This window comes from Nonomuraea sp. NPDC050404, assembly GCF_040655495.1.
GTDB lineage: Bacteria > Actinomycetota > Actinomycetes > Streptosporangiales > Streptosporangiaceae > Nonomuraea.
The window spans coordinates 436306-457972 of the sequence record NZ_JBFAKB010000004.1 but is presented as its reverse complement, the minus strand read 5'-3'; the positions used below and the strand labels follow the sequence as shown (position 1 = coordinate 457972).

At 70.7% G+C, this 21667-nt stretch carries 14 protein-coding genes; 11 read left to right on the top strand and 3 right to left on the bottom strand.

The features are described 5' to 3' along the window. The first annotated feature begins 27 nt into the window (after nt 1-27). From AB0I81_RS13550 to AB0I81_RS13525, 6 genes are all read left to right on the top strand, one after another. Entirely contained in the window at nt 28-1368 is a 1341-nt protein-coding gene (locus tag AB0I81_RS13550; RefSeq protein WP_360655073.1) for an FAD-binding monooxygenase, read from the top strand. Nucleotides 1369-1577: 209 nt separating this feature from the next. Beyond that, on the top strand, nt 1578-1889 hold the full coding sequence (locus AB0I81_RS13545) for an EthD family reductase (protein WP_360655070.1): 312 nt from the start codon (nt 1578-1580) through the stop codon (nt 1887-1889). A 208-nt stretch (nt 1890-2097) separates the two neighbouring features. Continuing rightward, a complete protein-coding gene (locus AB0I81_RS13540) occupies nt 2098-4596 on the top strand; it encodes an NPCBM/NEW2 domain-containing protein (RefSeq protein WP_360655067.1) in 2499 nt (832 codons plus the stop codon). Nucleotides 4597-4860: 264 nt separating this feature from the next. Beyond that, nucleotides 4861-5268: a hypothetical protein gene (locus AB0I81_RS13535; protein WP_360655064.1), complete on the top strand. Its 408-nt coding sequence runs from the start codon at nt 4861-4863 to the stop codon at nt 5266-5268. A 149-nt stretch (nt 5269-5417) separates the two neighbouring features. Continuing rightward, nucleotides 5418-6845, top strand: coding sequence for an NBR1-Ig-like domain-containing protein (locus AB0I81_RS13530; RefSeq protein ID WP_360655061.1), 1428 nt, complete (start codon nt 5418-5420; stop codon nt 6843-6845). A gap of 480 nt (nt 6846-7325) precedes the next feature. Further along, nucleotides 7326-7967: an HNH endonuclease family protein gene (locus AB0I81_RS13525; RefSeq protein WP_360655058.1), complete on the top strand. Its 642-nt coding sequence runs from the start codon at nt 7326-7328 to the stop codon at nt 7965-7967. 192 nt (nt 7968-8159) lie between these two features. Here AB0I81_RS13525 and AB0I81_RS13520 read toward each other — a convergent pair whose 3' ends face one another. Continuing rightward, on the bottom strand, nt 8160-10022 hold the full coding sequence (locus AB0I81_RS13520) for an ABC transporter ATP-binding protein (RefSeq protein ID WP_360655055.1): 1863 nt from the start codon (nt 10020-10022) through the stop codon (nt 8160-8162). 190 nt (nt 10023-10212) lie between these two features. Between AB0I81_RS13520 and AB0I81_RS13515 the strand changes: the two genes are divergently transcribed. Continuing rightward, entirely contained in the window at nt 10213-10731 is a 519-nt protein-coding gene (locus AB0I81_RS13515) for a snapalysin family zinc-dependent metalloprotease (protein ID WP_360655052.1), read from the top strand. A 122-nt stretch (nt 10732-10853) separates the two neighbouring features. Here AB0I81_RS13515 and AB0I81_RS13510 read toward each other — a convergent pair whose 3' ends face one another. Next, on the bottom strand, nt 10854-13307 hold the full coding sequence (locus AB0I81_RS13510) for a glycoside hydrolase family 3 N-terminal domain-containing protein (protein ID WP_360655049.1): 2454 nt from the start codon (nt 13305-13307) through the stop codon (nt 10854-10856). A gap of 255 nt (nt 13308-13562) precedes the next feature. Between AB0I81_RS13510 and AB0I81_RS13505 the strand changes: the two genes are divergently transcribed. From AB0I81_RS13505 to AB0I81_RS13490, 4 genes are all read left to right on the top strand, one after another. Next, nucleotides 13563-15668, top strand: coding sequence for a right-handed parallel beta-helix repeat-containing protein (locus tag AB0I81_RS13505; protein ID WP_360655046.1), 2106 nt, complete (start codon nt 13563-13565; stop codon nt 15666-15668). Nucleotides 15669-15901: 233 nt separating this feature from the next. Beyond that, nucleotides 15902-18214: a polysaccharide lyase 8 family protein gene (locus tag AB0I81_RS13500; protein WP_360655043.1), complete on the top strand. Its 2313-nt coding sequence runs from the start codon at nt 15902-15904 to the stop codon at nt 18212-18214. A 136-nt stretch (nt 18215-18350) separates the two neighbouring features. Next, nucleotides 18351-18512 (top strand): hypothetical protein, encoded by a 162-nt coding sequence (locus AB0I81_RS13495; RefSeq protein ID WP_360655040.1) that lies wholly within the window; start codon nt 18351-18353, stop codon nt 18510-18512. After that, a complete protein-coding gene (locus AB0I81_RS13490) occupies nt 18503-19909 on the top strand; it encodes a glycosyltransferase family 2 protein (RefSeq protein ID WP_360655037.1) in 1407 nt (468 codons plus the stop codon). Before AB0I81_RS13495 ends, AB0I81_RS13490 begins: the two co-directional genes overlap by 10 nt. 9 nt (nt 19910-19918) lie before the next feature. Here AB0I81_RS13490 and AB0I81_RS13485 read toward each other — a convergent pair whose 3' ends face one another. Then, nucleotides 19919-21631: an ABC transporter family substrate-binding protein gene (locus AB0I81_RS13485; protein ID WP_360655034.1), complete on the bottom strand. Its 1713-nt coding sequence runs from the start codon at nt 21629-21631 to the stop codon at nt 19919-19921. Between the last annotated feature and the right edge of the window lie 36 nt (nt 21632-21667).

The following is a 21667-nucleotide window of genomic DNA, read 5'->3' as shown; positions in this document are numbered from 1 at the left end:
ATGGGTTACATAAGGGATCTTGAGCGAATGGACCACGCGGTGGTGTTCGGCGCCGGGCTCGCGGGGCTACTGGCCGCGCGGGTGCTGGCCGACAGGTACGAGCGGGTCACGATCGTCGAGCGCGACCGGCTCACCGAGGGGCCCCGGCGGGGCGTGCCACAGGGCAGACACGCGCACGCGCTGCTGCCGCGCGGCCAGCAGATCATCGACGAGCTGTTCCCTGGGGTGGTGGCGGAGCTGGAGGCGGCGGGGGCGGTGCCGTACCGGCCGCTTGAACAGGCCCGCATGGTGCTCGGCGGGCAGCGCATGTGCCGGGCCTCGACGCCGCAGCGCGGGCTCGCGCTGACCCGCCCCTTCCTGGAGGACCACGTACGCCGCCGCCTGCTCGCCCTGCCGGCCGTCGAGTTGCTCGACGGCTGGGACGCCATCGCCCCCGTCATCGAGTCCGGCAGGGTAACCGGCGCCAGAATCGGCCGCAACGACCACGACCACGCGACCGATGGAACGCCTGACCCGGGCGGGGAGCGGGTGCTTGAGGCCGATCTGGTCGTGGATGCGATGGGCCGGGCCGGGCGGGCGGCGACCTGGCTGGGCGAGGCGGGTCTCGAACGGCCGCCGGTCGAGGAGGTCGAGGTCGGCGTCGGCTACGGAACCTGCTATCTCGACCTGCCGGCCGACGCGCTGGGCGGCGACCTGCTGGTCCTCATCGGCGCAACGCCGCAGAACCCGCGCGCCCTGGCGCTGTTCCGCGTCGAGGGCGAGCGCTGGATCCTCAGCGCGGGCGGCATGTGCGGCGACCACCCGCCCACCGACCCGGCCGGCTTCCTCGACTTCGTGGCCACCGTGGTCCCGGAGTCGATGCCGGACGTACTGCCCGCCCTGCGAGCCGCCCACCTGCCGGAACAGGTGACACCGGCCCGCTTCCCGAAGGCCGTGCGCCGCCGCTACGACCGCCTGCGCGGCCGGCCGCTGCCGGGCCTGATCGCGGCCGGCGACGCCACCTGCAGCGTCGATCCCCTGTACGGCCAGGGCATGAGCGCCGCCGCCCTCCAGGCCATCGCCCTGCGCGACACCCTCGCCCAGGGCCGCGCCGACCTGGAACTCCGCTACTTCCGCGCCGCCATGCGCGTCACGGAACCCGTCTGGCAACTCGCCCTCACCGCGGACCTCGCCTTCCCCGGCGTCCCCGGCGAGCCCGCGCTGCTGTCTCGGATGATCGGCCGGTACGTGGCCCGCGTCCAGCGCGCCGCCACCCGCGACCCATCGTGCGCACTGGCCTTCGCCCGCGTCATCGGCCTCATCGACCCCCCTTCCGCCCTGATGCGCCCATCCATCCTGCGCCAGACCGCCATCCACGGACGGCGCTGAACCCGACCGACGCTGCACCTGGACGACGCTGCACCTGGACGACGCCGCACCCGGACGACGCTGCAGCCGGACGGCACTGAACCCGGGCGGCGCTGCAGCCGGACGGCGCTGAACACCGGACCGGCACTGACCTCACCTCGAACCGCCTCTATCGCGCGAGCCGGGGCGGGGGTTTCATCGAAGGCACACCCCTGATTCTGGAGGCGGCAGTGGCTTTCCAGCTCATCGTGCTCTACAACCACCCGGAAAGCGCCTCGGCGTTCGACAAGCACTATGACGAGACGCACTCCCAGCTCGCGGCCCGCATGCCGGGCGTGCGCGCGTACACGACCATGCGGCCCGCAGCCACCGGCGGCGATCGGCCGGCCTACCACCTCGTCGCCGTGCTGACCTTCGACGACGAGAAGTCCTTCAACACGGCCGCGGCCAGCGAGGAGGGCAAGGCCGCGGTCGCCGACCTGGCGAACTTCGCCGGGGCGGGCGTCACGCTGCTCACCGGACCGGCCGGCACGGTCATCTGACGGCACCCGGCGGATCGCCGGGCTTAACCGATTCACGGCGATCCGCCTGGTTCGTGTAATTGAACTTACATGAACCAGTTAACCAAGATCTTGACGCCCGTCACTCCCGTCTATAGCGTCCCCATTCGCTACCGCATGTCACCTCTGGAGGCGCATGATGCGGAAACGGGGACGGCCCTTACGCTCCTTCGCGGCCCTCGTCTCGTCCTTGGCTCTCCTGGCGTCCTCGGCGCTCACCTGGCCCGCCCAGGCCGCCGCCGTACCATCACCGCCGGCACTGGCGGCGACGCCGCCCATGGGTTTCAACAACTGGAACGCGTTCGGCTGCGACGTCAACGAGACACTGATCAAGGAGACGGCCGACGTGTTCGTCTCCAGCGGCCTGAAGGACGCCGGCTACCAGTACGTCAACATCGACGACTGCTGGTCCCTGCGCGAGCGCGGCCCGGACGGCAGGCTGGTGCCCGACCCGGCGAAGTTCCCGAACGGGATCAAGGGCGTCGCGGACTACGTACACGGCAAGGGGCTCAAGCTCGGCATCTACGGCGACGCCGGCACCAAGACCTGCGCCGGCTACCCGGGCAGTCTCGGCCACGAGGAGATCGACGCCCAAACCTGGGCGGACTGGGGCGTCGACTATCTCAAGTACGACAACTGCAACAACCAGTCCGACGGGTCGCAGGCGGACTACATCCGGCGCTACACCGCCATGCGCCAGGCCCTGGACAAGACCGGGCGGCCGTTCGTGTACTCGATCTGCGAGTGGGGCACCTCGCAGCCGTGGACCTGGGCGAAGGGGGTCGGCCACCTGTGGCGTACGACGGGTGACATCAGCGACAACTGGGCCAGCCTGCGCTCGATCATCAGGCAGAACGCGCCGCTGGCCGCGTACGCGGGACCCGGCCACTGGAACGACCCCGACATGCTGGAGATCGGCAACGGCGGGATGACGGACACCGAGTACCGCACCCACATGAGCATGTGGGCCATGATGGCCGCGCCGCTGATCATCGGCACCGACCTGCGCAAGGCCACCCCGCAGACCCTCGCGATCCTCGGCAACCGGGACCTCATCGCCATCGACCAGGACCGGCTCGGCGTCCAGGGCGCCGTCGTCTCCGACGGGAACGGGCTCATGGTGCTGGACAAGCCGCTCGCCAACGGCGACCGGGCCATCGCGCTGTACAACTCCACCGACTCCCTGGCCACGATCAGCGTCGCGACGGCCGATACGGGGCTGCGGCGCGCGGGCGCGTACCGGCTGACGGACGTCTGGACGGGCCGTGCTTCGCAGGTCAGATCCACGATCTCGGCGGGCGTCCCCGCACACGGAACCGTCGTCTATCGGGTACGGCCACTGCGCGACCCCGCGACCGTGGCCCCCGCGGTCGCGGTCGGCGCGGAACTCGGCACCGTCGTACCAGGCCCGACCGGCGGCGGAACACCTACATCCCCGGCCCGGGACGGAACACCGGCAACGACGCCAGACGGATCGGACCCGACCGGCGGTGGCACGTTGACGACCACCGTGACCAACCGCGGCGTCGGCGCGATCCGTGAGGTGTCGGTTTCTGCGGGGGTCCCCGACGGCTGGACGGCCACCGCGACGACCGAGCGCCGGCGCGCCCGCCTGGCCACGGACGCCACCCTGGAGACGACCTGGCGGATAGGGGTGCCCGCGGACACACCGGCCGGCCGCTACCCGATCGACGTCACCGCCGCCTACGAATGGGGACCGAGACACCGCCCGGCGACCACGTCCAGCCAGGTCGTCGCCGTGGTCGTGACCGCCCCGCAGGACGGGCGGCGGCACCTGAGCACGATCGAACCCGTCACCTCCGTCAACGCCACCGGCCCCGTGGAGGCCGACCAGAGCAACGGCGGGGCGCTGGAGAACGACGGCAACCTCATCACGATCGGCGGCAAGGTGTACCCGCGCGGCCTGGGCACCACGACCGGCAGCGAACTGCGCTACTACCTCGGCGGGCGCTGCTCCGGGCTGGTCACCGACGTGGGGATCGACGACGAGGCGGCGGGCGGTCCCGTCACCTTCACCGTGTACGCCGACGACACCGCCGCCGCGACCAGCGGACCCGTCGCCGCCGGGGAGGCGCCGAAGACCCTGACCGCGGACCTGACCGGCGCCGCGTGGCTGCGCCTCGTGGTGGAGTCGGCAACGGCCGGCGTCCACGCCGACTGGGCCGCACCCGTGCTGGCCTGCGGCGGCGTACCAGATGACAGCCCGATCCTGCCGGAGTCGCGAACGATCTTCTCCTTCGAGTCCGGCACCGAGGACTTCACCATCGCCAACCCGAACGACGGGGGCACCGTGGCACAGTCCCCGCTTTTCCACACCGAGGGCGCGAACGGCCTCAAAGTGTCCACTCCCGTCGCCGGCAACTGGTTCGGCAGGCGACTGGCCGCGCCACTCGACCTGACGGGAAAGACGATGCTGAAGTTCGACCTGAAGGCCGGCGAGGTCGGCACCGTCGGCGAAATCGCCGTCCAGGTCGGCGAATCCTCGTCCTGGTGCCAGGGCGGCCTGTGGACGTGGACCAACCCCGGTTCGAGCAAAACCATCACCGAACGCTTCGAGCAGATCAGCTGTCCGGTCGGCGTCACTCTCGACCCCAGTGACATTCGCGCGGTCTGGGTGTTCCTCAATACCGGAGGAGAAGTACTCATCGACAACATCCGGGCCGAGTAGAAGGGCTTCTCACGGAAAATACGGCAGGGCGCGACTCTCGCGCCCTGCTTTTGCATAGCCGCACGCAAACACCCCGTCAACCACCCTTGACCACTCTGTCCATTTCGCGGAAATTTGCCACCCACACCGCTCTGACCTGGGCCTTCTATTGTCCAGCCGGGCTTTGGACAATGCTCGGACAGTAATCGCTTGGCCCGAGCCGCGACGCCGGGTGAAGGTGTTGATGGAAAGCACGGCAAGTCCCACAGAAATGGAGGAAGTCAGATGAGGATTAGCACGAAGGCAACGTTCGTGGTGGCCTCCGCGGCCGCCTCGATGTTCGTTTACTCCACGGCCGCCGGCGCGGCGCCCGTGACGGCTGTTTCCACCACCGCGACCACCGCCGGCGTCACTTCCACGGCCAACGCCGCCTCCGCGCAAACGCAGCAGAGCGCGCTCGACGTCATTCGCGGAAAGACCCGCTGTTTCAGCTACTCCTACGGCGACGACGGCACTTCGAGCGTCACCGTTTACTACCACAACCGCTGCAAGCATTCGCGGGGACTCAAGATCAGGGTGGCGCAGGCCAGTGACGCCTGCATCTGGGTACGGGGCGGCGACTACGGCAACAAGAAGTTCAAGGGCCCGCACCCGACCGTCCAGTCCATCAAGGAAGTCTCCCACTGCGGCTGACGGATCCGGACGATCCACCCGGCCTTTGATCGGCTGAGCGCGTTCTCCCGTCGGCGAATCGTTGCCCGGAGTCGGCTTTGGTAACCTCCTTTGTTCTTGGTGTGGTACGGCACTGGCCGTACGGGGCGGTCGACCGAAGCAGAGGTGGGATGGCGGAGACGCCCGGAGACGAAGGGGCGGGGGCACGACGGGGGCGCAGGCCGATCCGGCCGGACCCCGGCTCCGGTCCCGTCGCGCTGCTCGCACACCGGCTCTGGGAGCTCAAGGAGCAGGCGGGCGATCCTTCCTTCGCCGACATGGCCTCGCGTCTCGGGGCCGCCGCGTCCAAGTCCTCACTGGCCGCGGCGGCCCGGGGCAGCGTGCTGCCGAGCTGGGAGACCACCTGGGAGTTCGTCCGGGTGCTGGCCGTCGATCGGCTGGGCCGGGATACGGAGTCGGTCAGGAGCGAGTGGCGGGCGTACTGGGAGGAGGCCGGCCAAGCCGCGCACGCGAAGGACGATTCCCCCATGCCCACCAACACCCCCAACCCCCACTCCCCCGAACCCCACCCGCCCAGCCCCCACTCCCCCACCCCCGAAACCGATCCGCCCGGCTCTGACACCAGCACCTCCGAGCCCCACCCGCCGGGCTCTCACACCTCCACCCCCGAGACCCACTCGCCCGGCTCTCATACCCCCACCCGCCCATCCACCCCCGCCGCACCTGCCTCGCGCTCCCCCGACCCTGAAACCCGCACGTCCGGCACGGAGGCCCGCGCGTCCGGCACCGGGGCTCACACGCCCGGAGCAGGGACCACGCCCGAGGCAGCGGCCGACACTCCTGGGGCAGCGGCCCACATGCCCGAGGCAGGGACCCGCACGCCCGAGGCAGCGGCCCACGTGCCCGAGGCAGGGACCCGCACGCCAGGGGCAGCGGCCCACAGCACGCCCAGCACCGCAGCCGACGCACCTGTCACCGAGACCCGCGCCACTGACCCCGGCACCTCCGCCGCCGACTTTGGAGCCCGCGCGGCTGACCCAGGGAACCGCACCGTCGCCACCGGCTCCACCGGCTCCACCACCCCTGGCACCAGCTCCAACGGACGGTCGCGGCCGGTCATCCTCGCGGCGGTGCTGGCGGTCGTGGGCGCGGGGGCCGTTCTCATCGGCTGGGGCCTGCCGCTCCTCTCGGAGGACGCGGAGAGCGAGCCCACCCCGGCGGCCAGCCCCACCGCCCCACCCACCGCTCCGACCGCCTCACCGCGCGACGACTCGGTCTTCGAGCGGGACGTGACCTACCCGGACGGAAGCGTCGTACAGGCGAAGTCCTCCTTCGACAAGACCTGGCGCATCCGCAACGCGGGCAACGTCCCCTGGCAGGACCGCTACTTGACCCGCATGAACGACACCCCGTGCAAGGCACCCAAGCGGGTAGGAATCGGCCCTGTCCTGCCAGGCGAGTCGGTCGACATCACGGTACGCGTACGCGCGCCCGAGTCCCCCGGCCGCTGCAAGATCTTCTGGAAGATGACCGACGAGGACGGCACCCCGCTCCTGGCCGCCAAGAAGCCCATCTTCCTCGACATCACCGTGGCCTGACCCACCAGCCACCCGCCTGCCAAACGCTCACGGCCCGCTCGCCCTTCCGAGCCTGCCCTCGCGACGACGACACGCATGGCCGCTCACCTCCCAGGCCCTGACGACGGTCGGCCCACGCCTCAGACTCCGACGACGGTCCGCGCACGCCCCGGCACGCCACGACCCGCTCATCCCTCGGACGCGCACGGCTCCCGCCCATCCCCCATCCCTCCGACGCGCACGGCCCCTGCCCATCCCCCCTGACGCGCACGCCCGGATGCGTCTCCTGACGTGACGGTGAACGGCTTCCCAACGTTGACGATCCCGCCAGCGTCTCCCTGACGACCTTTGTCAGGACTCGATCAACGGCCCCCGAAACGCTCGGCAAACCTGGCCATATATGGACCAACCGGACGCTGTCACCGTCGAGGTGCCCGCCTTCCTCGCCACTGACCGGCACTCAACGCCGGTCCGAGGATTGCGGCAGAAGGGTCACCCCTCATGCCTCGCGACCGCCGCGCGTTACCCGCCGCTCTCACCCTCGCCTGCGCCACCGCCCTGACCCTGACGATCACCGCCCAGCCCGCCACCGCCATCCCCCCGAACATCCCTTCCGCCTCCACCGCGGCCTCCCGCCTGGCCGCTCTCTCCGTGGCCGCCGAGTCCAACAGCGGCAGCTACGACAGGGACCTGTTCCCGCACTGGACCACCGTCAGCGGCTCCTGCAACACCCGCGAAGAGGTGCTCAAGCGGGACGGCACCAACGTGGTGACGAACTCCTCCTGCGCGGCCACCTCCGGCTCCTGGTACAGCCCGTACGACGGCGCCACCTGGACCGCGGCCAGTGACGTGGACATCGACCACATGGTCCCGCTGGCCGAGGCGTGGACCTCGGGCGCCTGGTCGTGGACCACCTCCCGCCGCCAGCAGTTCGCCAACGACCTCGGCGGCCCGCAACTCTGGGCCGTCACGGACAACGTCAACCAGTCGAAGTCGGACCGCGACCCGGCCGAGTGGCAGCCACCCCGCTCGGCCGAGCGCTGCCGGTACGCGCGCTCCTGGATCCAGGTCAAGTGGTACTGGGGCCTGAGCGTGGACAGCGCGGAGAAGTCGTCGCTGTCCAGCATGCTGTCCGCCTGCTGACCTCCCGCCGACATCACGAAGCGGCCGTCCACCTGCCGCCCCCTGCCCCTCGGCAGGCCAGGCAACCGCCACCGCCCTCTCGGCAGGGCCGGGCGGCCGTCCAGCCGCCACCGCTCCCTCGGCAGCACAAGGACGGCTGGTGGTACGGGGTCGTTGCGCCGGCCCCGTACCACCGGCTGCCGGGCGGAAGGACTACCGGTATGCGGTTGCCTGGAGGGTGTAGAGGTCGGCGTAGAGGCCGCCCCGGGACATCAGGGTGGCGTGGTCGCCCTGTTCGGTGATCTTGCCGTGGTCGAGGACGTAGATGCGGTCGGCGTAGCGGACGCTGGCCAGGCGGTGGGTGATGAGCAGGACGGTGCGGCCGTCGGCGTGGCCGCGGATGCGTTCGAAGAGGGCGTGTTCGGCGCGGGCGTCGAGTGCGGCGGTGGGTTCGTCGCAGATGAGCAGGTCGGCGTCGCGATGGAAGCCACGGGCGACGGCGATGCGCTGCCACTGGCCGCCGGACAACTCGCAACCGTCCTTGAAGCGTCGGTCCAGCAGGGTGCGGTAACCGTTGGGAAGTTCGGCGATGACCTCGTCGGCGCCGGCCACGGCGGCGGCGGCGTGCAGGGCTGGCTCGCCCTTGCCGGTGCCCATGGTGATGTTGTAGCGGGCGGTGAGTGGCCAGCGGGTGTGGTCCTGGGCGATGACGGCGGTACGCAGGCGCAGGGCGTCGGGGCTGACCTGGCGCAGGTCGGTGTCGTCCCAGTGGACGGTGCCTGTGTCGGGTTCGTACAGGCCGGAGAGGATCTTGGCGAGGGTGGTCTTGCCGGAGCCGTTCTCACCGACGAAGGCGATCACCTCACCGCGTTTGATCTCGACGGAGACCTCGCGCAGGGCCGGTGCGTCGCTGCCGGGATAGGTGAAGGTCAGGTTGTCGGCGGTGATGCACTCGAAGTGGTCGGGGGCGGCGGCGGGGCGCGGGCCCTGGACGCGCCGCTCGGCCTCGGCGCAGAAGTCGAGGAAGTCGGTGAAGTAGAGGCCCTCTTCGTAGAGGTGGTTGATGGCGTACATGAGGTTGCCGAGCGAGGTCTGGCCCGAGCGGATGGCCAGGACCGCGGTGCCCGCCACCGCGAGGGGGATCGCGGCGATCGCGAGCAGGGCGCCGAGGGCGACGTAGACCAGGGCGGTGCCGATGCCGCCGAGGGCCTCGCCCACCAGCCTGGTCGACATCTGCCGCCCGGCCAGGCGGAGCATGACGTCCTGCTGGGACCGCGCCACCGCGTCGTACATGCGCAGCAGGAAGCCGCGCATCGTGAACGAGCGCACCTCGGCGGCCGGATCGCGGTCCGCCAGCAGCTGGGAGATGATCCACTTGCGGCGGTTGGCGGGGACGAGGGCGTACAGGGTGGCGTAGCGCATGCGGGCGCTGCGCACGGCGGCCCAGGCGTCGGGCACCACGGTCAGCAGGAGCAGCGGGAGCAGGACGGGATGCAGCACGCCCAGCACGCCCGCGGCGGCCACGATGCCGACGGCGGCGGTGACCACGTCAACGGCGTAGGTCACCACCGAGCCGGCCACGGACACGCCGCGGCTGCTGGCACGTTCCATCGAGTCGTGGAAGTCGGGGTCGTCGTAGGCGACGAGCTCGACCTGGCTGGTCAGGCCGTACAGGCGCTCCTCCGTGAGCCGGTCGATCTGGGGCGAGAGGCGGGACTGCGCCCAGCCCGCGCCGGCCTGCGTCACCGTGCGCAGCACGGCCGCGCCGCCGACCAGGGCGAGGCTGGGCAGGGCCGCCATGACGCGGTCGGGCGTGGGGCCTTCGCTGAACAGCGCCGTCAGCACGCCGGTGGTGGCCAGCAGGCCGAAAGCGGTGAACACCCCGCCGAGCAGGCTGAGCGCGACCGTGGCCAGCGTGTCGCGCGGGCTCGCCTGCCAGGCCATGCGCAGCGCCTGGCCGACGAGCGAGGGAAGCCGTCTGGCGATCGCCAGGAAGCCGACCTCCGCCATCTTGTCGGTGTGGATGTACCAGTTGTTGAAGGAGATCTCGCCGAGTTCGAGCGGCTCGTTCTGCATGCATTGAGTGTGCACTCGGACACTGACAGTTTTCGTGGCCTCGCGACGAATCCCGGTCCCTGATGATTCCGCCGCTGGTCGGATGCCGCCGGAGCATCCATATCACCGTGATAGGGGCAATCTGGTACCTCTCCCGGGAGGAGGGCGTGCGCATACCGTCACAACACCCCCAACTCCCGGAGGAGGCTCCGTGTCAAGACCTCTCCGCATCATCCTCTCCGCCGCACTCAGCCTGGTCTTCCTGCTGGTCACCGCCCCCGCGCAGGCAACGGCCCTGGTCACCGTGCTGCGGTACGACAACCGGGCGGCCGAGTTCGTCGCCACGGTGGACCAGGCGGCCCAGATCTGGAACTCGACCGTCGTCAACGTCCGCCTCGTACGCGGCACCCCGGCCCACTTCGTCGTCGTCGCCGACAACGGCTGGCCCCGGGCCCTGCCCACCAGTCTGGGCCGGGGCACGATCTGGATGGGCCGGCAGGCCGTCAACCAGGGCTATTATCCGCTGCGGATCGCCACCCACGAGATCGGCCACATATTGGGCCTGCCCGACCGGCGCACCGGGCTCTGCAGTGACCTGATGTCGGGCTCCAGCGCCCCGGTGAGCTGCAGGAACGCCAACCCCAGCGCCGCAGAGCGGGCCAGGGTGGACAGCAACTTCGCCGGTGGCACACCACAGGTCGAGTTCGGCAAGCTGTACGAAGAACGCTGATCGACGCCAGAAGGCCCCGGCCGGGCGCACGCCAGTAGGCGCCGGCCGGGCGCACATGCCGGAAGGCCCCGGCCGGGCGCGGACCGGGGCCTTCCTCTCAAAGCGCAGACCGGAGCCTTCCGTCACGTGCACGTGTAGCCGGACGGCAGGGAAGTGTCGCCGTTCGGGCGGGTGCCCTGGAAACCGAACGTCGCGCTCGCGCCCGGCCCCAGCGAGCCGTTGTGCCCCACATTGGTGGCGGTGGCGTTCTGGCCGGACAAACTAAACGTGGCGTTCCAGCCACCGGCGACCGTGTGGCCGGCAGGCACGGTGAAGCGGACCGTCCAGCCGGACCTGGCCGTCGTACCCGTGTTGGTGACGGTGACCTGGATGACGTACCCGTTGCCCCACTGGCTCTGAGTAGACGGGGTGGCCGTGCAACCACCACCCGTGCCGCCCCCGGTCGTCGTCAACGTCACCGTGCCCGAGCGGGGCGAACGGTTGCCGGCCGCGTCGCGCGCGTACACGGCGAAGGTGTAGGACGTGTTCGGCGTCAGACCGGTCAGGGAGGCCGAGGCGGTGGCGGCGGTGGTCGCCACCGACTCGGCCGAGCCCTGTAAGCGGACCACGTCGTAGCCGGTCACGCCCACGTTGTCCGTCGAGGCGGTCCAGGTCAGGGTGGCCGAGGAGGAGGTGACGGCAGAGGCGGCGGGCGTGCCGGGCGCGGTGGGCGGGCTGGTGTCGTCCTGGCCCCCGGGCCCGTACGTCAGCCCGAACCCCTGCGCGAACAGCGGCGTCTTGCCGTCACCCGCGTTGATCGGCTGCTGGGAGGCGCTGCTCATCCAGGTCATGGGCAACTTCCCGGTCGGCTGCGCGGCGCCGAACAACACGTCGGCCACGCCCTGCCCCTCGGTGCCGGGCAACCAGGCGGCGACCGCCGCGTTCCAGCCGGGCAGCTGGGAGGCGATGTCCATCGGGCGGCCGGAGACGAGGACCACGACGACCGGCACGCCGGAGGCGCGCAGGGTGGCGAGGGTGTTCAGGTCGGTGGTGTCCAGGCCGAGGCCGCCTGGACGGTCGCCCTGGGTCTCGGCGTACGGCGTCTCGCCGACCACGGCGACGGCCACCCGGTAGGAGTTGTCGATGCCGCTGCCGTCACGGCCGTAGGTGACGGTGGCGCCGGAGCCGACGGTGTTCCTGATGCCCTGCAGAATGGTGGTGCCCTGGGTGATGTTGCCCGACGAGCCCTGCCAGGAGATCGTCCAGCCGCCGCTCTGGTTGCCGATGTCGTCCGCGCTCTTGCCGGCCACGAAGATCTTGCCGCCGGTCCTGGCGAGGGGCAGCAGGTTCCCGGCGTTCTTCAGCACGACCTGCGACTTGGCCACCGCCTCCCGGGCCAGCGCCCGGTGCGCCGCGCTGCCCACGCCGGAGGTGTACGACCGGTCCGTGAGCGGCTTCTCGAACAGCCCGAGCTCGAACTTCTTGGTCAGCACCCGGCGTACGGCGTCGTCCACCCGCGCCGTGGTGACCCGCCCGGCCTGCACCTCGGCCCGCAGCAGGTCGATGAACCGCCGCCACTCGGTGGGCGCCATGACCATGTCGATGCCGGCGTTCACGGCGGTGCGCACGTCGAGCGCGGAGGTGCCCTGAGCGCCGTCGATCTGGTCCACGCCGTTCCAGTCGGAGACCACGAACCCGTCGAAGCCCAGCTCGCCCTTGAGCACCGTGGTGATCAGGTGCTGGTGCCCGTGCAGCTTGGTGCCGTTCCAGCTGCTGAACGAGATCATCACCGAGCCGACCCCGCGCTCCACGGCGGCCTCGAACGGCGGCAGGTGGATCGCGCGCAGCTCGGATTCGGACAGCTGCGTGTTGCCCTGGTCGGTGCCGCCCGTGGTGCCGCCGTCGCCGAGGTAGTGCTTGGCGGTGGCCAGCACGGAGCCGGGCCCGTTGAGCGCCGAGCCCTGCAGGCCGGTCACGATCGAGGCCATCGAGGCGGGCAGATCGGGCGTCTCGCCGAACGACTCGTACGTGCGCCCCCACCGGTCGTTGCGCGCCACGCAGAGGCAGGGGGCGAAGTTCCAGTCGATCCCGGTGCCGGACACCTCCTCGGCCACGGCCCGCCCGATCCGCTCGACGAGGGCCGGGTCCCGGGTGGCGCCGAGGCCGATGTTGTGCGGGAAGATCGTGGCGCCGGCGACGTTGTTGTGCCCGTGCACGGCGTCCACGCCGTAGATCATGGGGATGCCGAGGGGCGTGGCCAGGGCGGCGTTCTGGTACCTGTCGTACATGTCCGCCCAGCTCGTCGCCGTGTTCGGCGACGGCGCGGAGCCACCGCCCGACAACACCGAGCCGAGCCGGTACGTGGTGACGTCGGCCTCGCTGACCGAGGCGCGCTCACCCTGGGTCATCTGGCCGAGCTTCTCATCCAGCGACATCCGGGACATCAGGTCGGCGACCCGCGTGGGGACGGGCAGGGTGGGGTCCTGATAGGGAAAGGCAGCCGCGGCGGCCGGGGGCGCCGCGGTCAGGCTCGCGGCGACGAGCATGAGCGCGGCGGCCCTGCTCGTCCACGTCCATCTTCTGCTCGGGTTGCTCATGGCACGCTGCTCCGCGCTCGGCTCGGAAGGGAAACGTTTGGGAGCGCTCCCAAACGCACTCTAGGTCACAAGTGCCGAGTTTCCCGGGCTCGCGGGCAACGCCGCGCCCGCATCCGTCGGACACCTGGGAAAACGGGCCGCGATCCGGTGAAAGTTTCATCGCGGCTTTACCGGCGGTGAGGAGGTGCCGATAATACGCTGAGGAAAGCGCTTTCCGACCGACATTTTCCCGGAGATGCGGAGAGCTCCATGCCCATGACCTCGTTACGCCCGTTGACGGTGGCCCTCGCCACCGCCGCCGCCCTGATCCTGCAACCATCCGGTCCGGCCGACACGGTGGCGGCCGACGCGCCGACCGGGTTCGCCGCCGTCAACGCGCTCGGCCAGAACGGCACCACCGGCGGCGCGGGCGGCAGGACCGTGACCGCGACCAACGCCGAGCAGTTCCTGGAGTACATCGACAGCCTCGAACCGCTCATCATCCAGGTCTCGGGCAGGATCGAGATCACCAGCAAGCAGGGGGTACGGCCGAACAAGACCATCGTGGGCGTCGGCACCACGGGCCACATCACCGGCGGCGGCCTGGACTTCTACCGGTCCTACAACGTGATCGTGCGCAACCTCCGCTTCACCGACGCCGAGGACGACGCGGTCAACATCGGCCAGAACTCCCACCACATCTGGATCGACCACAACACCTTCTCCGGCGCGGTGGACGGGTCGGTGGACGTCGTACGGGGCGCCGACTACGTCACGGTCTCGTGGAACCACTTCGACCATTCCGACAAGTCCATGCTGATCAGCCACTCCGACGGCGCGGGCGGCACCGACATCGGCCACCTCAAGGTGACGATCCACCACAACTTCTTCGACAACAGCAGGCAGCGGCACCCGCGCATCCGCTTCGGCGAGCCGGTGCACATCTACAACAACTACTTCCTAGGCAACGAGTTGTACGGGGTGGCCTCGACGGAGAACGCCGGAGCCGTGGTCGAGGGCAACTACTTCGAGAACGTGCCGCATCCGCTCTTCTCGGCCGGCGGGTACGCCGACAGCGGGCCGGGGCGGGCCGTGCAGCGCAACAACATCTTCGTGAACTCCGGCACCCCCGAGGTGGCGGGGACGGTCGTCGAGCCGCGCACCTACTACGGGTACACGGTGGACGCCCCGCAGACCGTCCCGGCGACGGTACGGGCGGGCGCGGGCGTCGGCAAGATCATCCCCACGGCGACCACGGCGACCACGGCCACGGGGGCGCGGCTCGTGGTCGCCCCCGGCGGTGACGACGCCGCCCCGGGCACGATCGACCGCCCCCTGGCCACGATCCAGCGCGCCATCGACCTGGCCCAGCCCGGCACGGTGATCCTCATCCGCCGGGGCACCTACGCCCTGACCACGAACCTGCAGATACTCAAGAGCGGCACGGCCGCCGCCCCGATCACGCTCAGCGCGTACCCGGGCGAGAAGGTGCTCATCGACGGCGAGCCGCTCCCCCACACCCCGGCCCCGGTCGGCGGCAGCATCCCCAACTCCGAGCGCGGGGCCATCCACATGGAGGCGGCCCACTGGCGGATCTCGGGGCTGGAGATCGCCAACGGCCCGTACGGGATCTTCTGCCGGGCCTGCGACGACAACGTCTTCGACCGCCTGGTCACCCGCGACAACTACGAGAGCGGCCTGCACATCCAGGGCGCCTCGGCCGGCAACCTTGTGCTCAACCTGGACAGTTACGGCAACCGCGACCCGCGCAAGAACGGCGAGAGCGCCGACGGGCTGGCGATCAAGGAGGGCAGCGGCGCGGGCAACGTCGTGCGCGGGGCCCGGTTGTGGAACAACTCCGACGACGGGTTCGACGCGTGGGAGTTCCTGTCGCCGATCACGATCGAGGGCAGCGTCGCGTACGGCAACGGCTTCAACCGCTGGGACCTGCCCGACTACACCGGCGACGGCAACGGCTTCAAGCTGGGCGGCGGCGATGAGGACCTGCCGGCCGCGCACGTCGTACGGGGCAGCATGGCCTTCCGCAACCAGGTGGGCGGGTTCATCGACAACGCCAACCCCGGCGCGCTGGCCCTGGGCCGCAACACGGCCTGGCGCAACGGCGGGACCGGTTTCGACCTCGCCGACGCCACCGCCACGCTCAGCCGCAACCTGTCGGCGAGCAACGGCACGGCGGTCGCGCTCGGCTCGTCGTCCACCGGCTCGGGCAACTCCTGGGACCTGGGCGGCACCTGGAACGACGCCTCCCTGGTCAGCACGGACCCCTCGATCCTGACGGGCCCGCGCCGCCCGGACGGCGGCCTGCGCTCCTCTTCCTTCCTGCGTCCCAGGAACGGCGCGGACCTCGGGGCGCGCCTATGACCGCGTGAACCTGTGAAGAAGGGCATGAATCAGTCAATGCCGTGATGTCGGCCCCGCTGCCCGCATGAAGGCTCTATATCGTCCCCAATGTCCGCACCAGCACGACCTCGGGGGTCTTCATGTCGGGTGGATGCACGCGGCGCGCCCTTTTGCGCGCCGCCGGCGGGACCGCCCTGGTCACCGGGCTGCCACAGGGCCGGGCAGCGGCGGCGGCCGGTCCGAGGTACGCGGACTTGCGGGACCGATGGCGGTCGCTGCTGCTCGGCGGCGGGTTCGACCGCGACGCGGAGCCGTACCGGAGCCGCCTGGCGGCGCTGGGGCGGGTGGCGGCCGGGCACCGCGGGTCGATGGCGCCCGGGCGGGGCTCGCTCTGGCCCGGTCTCGGGTACGCCGGCTCCGACGAGCGGGCCGCCACGTTGTCGGCCAACCTGCACGAGAGCCTGACCAGGCTGCGGGCGATGGCGGAGGCGTACGCGCAGCCCGGCTCCGGCGTGAGCGGCGACGACGGGCTGGGCCGCGCGGTGCTGGCGGGTCTGGACCACCTGATGGCCGACGTCTACCACCCGGGCACCACTCCGTACGGCAACTGGTGGCACTGGCGGATCGGCGGCCCGCAGGCGCTGCTGGACGCGGCGCTGCTGATGTCGGACCGGCTGACCGAGCGCAGGGCGGCGGCCTGCTGCGCGGCGGTGGACGCGTTCGTGCCCGAGACGGTGGTGGCGCGGTACGAGGGCGTCAGCACCGGCGCGAACCGGGTCGATCTGTGCCGGGTGCTGGCGGTGCGCGGGGTGCTCGGCGGCGAGGGGCCACGCATCGAGCTGGCCAGGAACGCGCTGGCCCCGGTGCTCGCCCCGGTCACGGCCGGGGACGGGTTCCACGCCGACGGGTCGTTCATCCAGCACTCCCGTGTGCCCTACCTCGGGAGTTACGGCGCGGTGTTGTTCGACGGGCTCACGCTGCTGGGGGCCCTGCTCCGCGGATCGTCCTGGGATCTGGACGGCCCCGCCCTGCGTGCCTTCCTGGGCACGACGGAGGGCAAGGGCGCGGCGGCAGGCGTCGTGGAGGGGGTGGTGGAGCGCACGATCGCGCCGTTCGTGTTCAACGGGCTGGTCATGGACAACGTGTCAGGACGCAGCATCAGCCGCGCGGCCCAGGACGACCACCTGCGCGCACACCACCTGCTCGCCTCGATCGCGCTGCTGGCCGAGACGGTGGGCGGGGAACACGCGGCCCGCTGGCAAGCCATGGTCAAGGGCTGGCTGGAGCGCGGCCGGCCGATCCGGGAGAGCCGGTCCCTGGGCGTCGCCAGGACGGCCCGGCTCCAGCGGGTGGCCGAGTCGCGGGCTCGGCCGGCGGCCGAGCCCGCGGGACACCGGCTGTTCGCCGCCATGGACCGGGCCACCCATCGGCGTCCCGGCTGGGCGGCCTCGCTCAGCATGGCGTCGCGGCGGGTGGCGCACTACGAGTACGGCAACGGGGAGAACGCGCGCGGCTGGCACACGGGGGCCGGCTGGTTGTCGTGGTGGGGTGACGGATTCGGCGAATACCAGTACACGGACGCGTTCTGGCCGACCGCCGACCCGTACCGGCTGCCGGGGATCACGGCCTCGAAAAAGAGGCTGGCGGACGGCGAGGGCGGCGCGTGGGCGCTGCCGCGGCCGGACGCGGCATGGGTGGGCGGCGCGACGGACGGCGAGTTCGCGGCGGCGGGCCAGGACCTGCGCGGGCTGGGCGGCACGCTGGCGGCCAGGAAGGCGTGGTTCTTCCTGGACGACTGCGTGGTGTGCCTGGGGGCGGGCATCACGTGCGCGGACGGCGCGCCGGTGGAGACGGTGGTGGACAACCGGAACCTGGGCGCGCGCGGCGAGGCGGCCGTGCGCGTGGACGGCGAGGCCGCGGACACCCCGCTGGGCCGGCGGGCGCGGCGGCGGGGCGCCAGGTGGGCCCACGTCGAAGGGCACGCGGGGTACGTCTTCCCGTCCCCCGCCGATCTCGACGTCCTGTACGAGGAGCGCACCGGCTCCTGGCGCGACGTCAACGCCGGCGGCTCCGGCGACCCGATCACCCGCCGGTACCTGACCCTGTGGCTCGACCACGGCCCCGACCCGGCCGCCGCGTCGTACGCGTACCTGCTCATGCCGGGCGCGAGCGCGGAGGCCACCCGCGCCAGGGCGGCGGCGCGCGGCCGGGTGGAGATCCTGACCAACACGGCGCGGGTACAGGCCGTCAGGGTCGCCGAACTGGGGCTGACGGCGGCCGATTTCTGGAGCCCAGGCCGCATCGGAGCGGGCGACGACGTCGCGGTGAGCGCGCCCGCGTGCGTGCTCATCCGCGAGCGCTCCGACGGCACCGCGCTGCTCTGCGTCTCGGACCCGGCGCGCCAGGCCGCCGGGCTCGTGCTCACCTGGTACCGCCCCGTGCGCGAGGTGCTCTCCGCGTCCCCGGCCGTCGCCGCCGTCGCCACGGGCCCGGCCCTGCGCCTGACCTTCGCCGACCTCCGTGGCGCGGCCGGAGCCACACAGCAGATCACCGTTGCCCTCGCATAGCAAGAAAATGAATGAAATGCCCGTTTTCCGGTGATATCGAGCCCTTGCACGCGCCTTTAAGGGACGAAGGGATTACCAGCACCCCCCTCCGGCGAAATCCACTGCATCTCTCTGATCTCTGGACATGGAGGGCCATATGGCATACGGATCCCTGGCCGGCGCGGGCGGTGGCGTCGCCGTGGCCGCGCTGGCGGGCGGGCACTTCTGGCTGGTCGGGCTCTGCGTCTCAGCCGTGCTGGCCTGCGCCTTCCTGGTACGGTCCAGATTCCGGCGCGGCCGGGGCCCGCTGTGCCGCTGATCACCGCCCGGTACGCCGGAAACACCAAGCTCCTCGTCCTCGGCGCGCTCCCGATCGCCGGATTCGCCGCCTGGGGCATCGCCCATCTGGCCGCCCTCTCCGGCGCCGTCGGAGGAATCCCGCACGACATGTCGATCGCCTGGCTCGCCTCCTTCCTGCTGCTGTGGTGGGTGCCGCTGGCCTGGTTCGAGCGGCCGGTCCGGATCCCGCCGGGGCGTGGCGCGCAGGTCGGCGCGTTGCGGGTGACGGTCCAGGTGCCCGTCTACAACGAGGACCCGCAGGTGCTGCGCGCGTGCCTGCGCTCGGTGCTGACGCAGAGCCGGCGGGTCAACCGGGTGCGGGTGGTGGACGACGGGTCCGCCGACAGGGTGAGCGGGGAGCCGATCACGTACGACGACGTGCGCCGCGAGTTCGAGGCGCAGGCCATGGTGCGGGGCATCGAGACGACCTGGGACCGTACCGAGAACAGGGGCAAGCGCTTCGCCCAGATGCACGTGCTGGCCGACGACGACGCCGACATCTTCATGACCCTGGACAGCGACTCCGTGCTCGACCGGCACGCGGTCAGGGAGGGGCTGGCCCCGTTCGCCGACCCGCGGGTGCAGTCGGTGGCCGGGCACGTGCTGGTGCTGAACCGCGCCGCCAACCTGCTCACCCGGATGACCTGCGTGTTGTACCTGCCCTTCACCCGCGGCCTGCGCAGCGCCCAGTCGGTGTTGCGGCGGGTCACGATCAACTCCGGCACGCTGGCCTTCTACCGGGCGAACGTGGTGCGCCGGTGCGCGGGAGCGTACGAGAACGAGCACTTCCGCGGGCGTCCGATGCAGATGAACGACGACTCGATGCTCACCTTCTACGCGCTGCTGGCCGGGCACACCGTGCACCAGCCGTCGTCCCTGGTGTTCACGCTGGTGCCCGAGCGCCTGGGCCACTACGCCGGCCAGCAGCTGCGCTGGATGCGCGGCACCACGGTCCGGCACCTGTGGTGGCTTCGGTACATGCCGCTGACCGGCGTGGTCTTCTGGACGACGGTGGCGGAGTACCTGCACCTGCTGCTCGCCCTGGCCATCCCGATCGTGCTGGTCGCCGATCCGGCCTGCCGGGCGCACCTGGGCGAGGTCTCGGTGGCGGCGGCGCAGATCGGGCTGGCCATGAACTACCTGATGGCGCTGCGGCTGTTCACCGTGCGGCGCAGCGACGAGGGCGCGGGGGCCCGGCTGCTGGCCTTCGCGCTCGCGCCGCTGGCCTCGCTCTGGCGGCTCCTGGTGTTGCGCCCGATGTACCTGTACGCGGTGCTGACCTGCTGGCGGGTCAACCACTGGGGCACCCGCGGCGGGATCGAGGTCTCACTCACCGGCAGAACCCCGGCGGGTGGTCCGGCCGGGGTTCCGTCGTGAGGCGGGAGGTCAGGAGCTGAAGCCGACCGCCGTCCAGTCGTAGTACTTGTAACCGCGAGAACCCCAGTTCACGACGTTCTTCTTCACGGCCCAGATGTCGGGGAGCTGGTACAGCGGGATGGTGTGCACCATGTCCCAGATCAGTTTGTCGGCCGCGTTGGCCAGCTCGACCGCCTTGGCCGGGTCGGTCTCGTCCACCGCGGCGTCGATGGCGGCGTCCACGGCCGGGTCGCTGGCCTTGGGGAAGTTGCTCTCGGAGCCGGTCTTGTAGATCTGGGGCATGCTGCCCAGCGGCAGCGGCGTGCCGACCCAGGAGAACGGCGCCAGGTCGAAGTCGCCCTTGATGATGTAGTCGTTGAAGAGCTTGTCGACGGGCACGGGACGGATCGTGACCTTGATCCCGGCCTCCTTGAGCATGGCCTGGATCAGCTCGCTCTCGGTCTTGGCGGTCGCGGAGGTCGACGGGATGACGAGGCCGAGCCCGACTTCCTTGCCGTCCTTCTTGCGGTACTCGCCCTCAAGCTTCGCCCCGGCGCCGTCCAGGAGCTGCTTGGCCTTCTCCAGGTTGTACTTGCCGAGGTCGCCGGAGTTGTCCACGTAGCTCTTGTGGTTGTTCATGAAGACGTGGTTGCCGAGCGTCTGCAGCGGCCACTCCATGTCCTTCAGGTCGGACTGGGTGATCACGTCGCGGTTGATCGCGTACGCGACCGCCTGGCGGATCGACTTGTCCTTGAGGAACTCGCTGGAGTTGTTGACCGTGATGTGCCGCCAGTTCGGGCTCAGCGCCTTGCGGATCTCGGTGTCCGGCACTTCCTTGGCCCGCCGCAGGTTCGCCGGGTTGCCCGCGTCGATCTGGGCGGCGTCCAGCTCACCGTTGGCGAAGGCGTTCACCTCGCCGGCGGACTCGGGGATGGCCCGGATGATGATCTTGTCGAGCTTGGCCTTCTTGCCCCACCATTTCTCGTCGCGCGCGAGCGTGAGCGTCTTGGTGCCCTCGTCGATCTTCTCGATCTTGAAGGGTCCCGCGGTGGCGGGGATCTTCTGCTTGTAGTCGTTGTCGTACGCGTCCGGCGTGCTGACGTGCTCGGCGGGGATCAGATGGGCGGTGCCCCGGTTGTACAGCCCCTGCCACTCCGAGTACGGCTTGGTGAAGGTGATGATCGCGACCTTGTCCGAGTCGCCCTGCTTCACCGACTCGATCTTGTCCCAGCCGTCGGTGGAGGCCGCCTTGAACTTCTTGTCCGTACCGCTGTTGGCCTTCCAGGTCGCTTCAAGGTCCTTGTACGTCATCGGCCTGCCGTCGGACCAGGTGGCCTTCTCGTTGAGCGTGTAGGTGACGACCTGCTTGCCGTCCACCATCTCGTTCTTCACGTCGGAGACATAGTCCGCGTTCGGCGTGAACGTCGCGTTCTCATCCGACATCATGAGCTGCGGCAGGAGCGGGTCCAGCATGGTCGCGGTGTCGGCCTGGTTGCCGTCCACGTGGTTGGGGTTCCACTGGGTCGGCCACTGGCCGATCGCGAAGGTGAACGTACCGCCGTCCTTGACCTGCTCGTACGGCACGGGGTTGATGGCGAAGGACGGAACCTCGGCCATCTGCTGTTGCGCCTGCTTGGACTGCTCGGCGTTCGGCTGCTTGTTCTCCGAACCGCCCCCGCCGCACGCGGTCACGGCCATCGCGAGGACCGCCAACCCGGCGGCCGCACGGTTACGAACCTTCAAACTTCCTCCTGAATATCCGAACCAGATCTTCTAGGG

Coding starts and splice junctions, on each gene's coding strand:
- AB0I81_RS13550 (WP_360655073.1), top strand. CDS start 28: ATGGACCACGCGGTGGTGTTCGGCGCCGGGCTCGCGGGGCTACTGGCC.
- AB0I81_RS13535 (WP_360655064.1), top strand. CDS start 4,861: ATGAGGATTAGCACGAAGGCAACGTTCGTGGTGGCCTCCGCGGCCGCC.
- AB0I81_RS13530 (WP_360655061.1), top strand. CDS start 5,418: ATGGCGGAGACGCCCGGAGACGAAGGGGCGGGGGCACGACGGGGGCGC.
- AB0I81_RS13525 (WP_360655058.1), top strand. CDS start 7,326: ATGCCTCGCGACCGCCGCGCGTTACCCGCCGCTCTCACCCTCGCCTGC.
- AB0I81_RS13520 (WP_360655055.1), bottom strand. CDS start 10,022: ATGCAGAACGAGCCGCTCGAACTCGGCGAGATCTCCTTCAACAACTGG.
- AB0I81_RS13510 (WP_360655049.1), bottom strand. CDS start 13,307: ATGAGCAACCCGAGCAGAAGATGGACGTGGACGAGCAGGGCCGCCGCG.
- AB0I81_RS13505 (WP_360655046.1), top strand. CDS start 13,563: ATGACCTCGTTACGCCCGTTGACGGTGGCCCTCGCCACCGCCGCCGCC.
- AB0I81_RS13495 (WP_360655040.1), top strand. CDS start 18,351: ATGGCATACGGATCCCTGGCCGGCGCGGGCGGTGGCGTCGCCGTGGCC.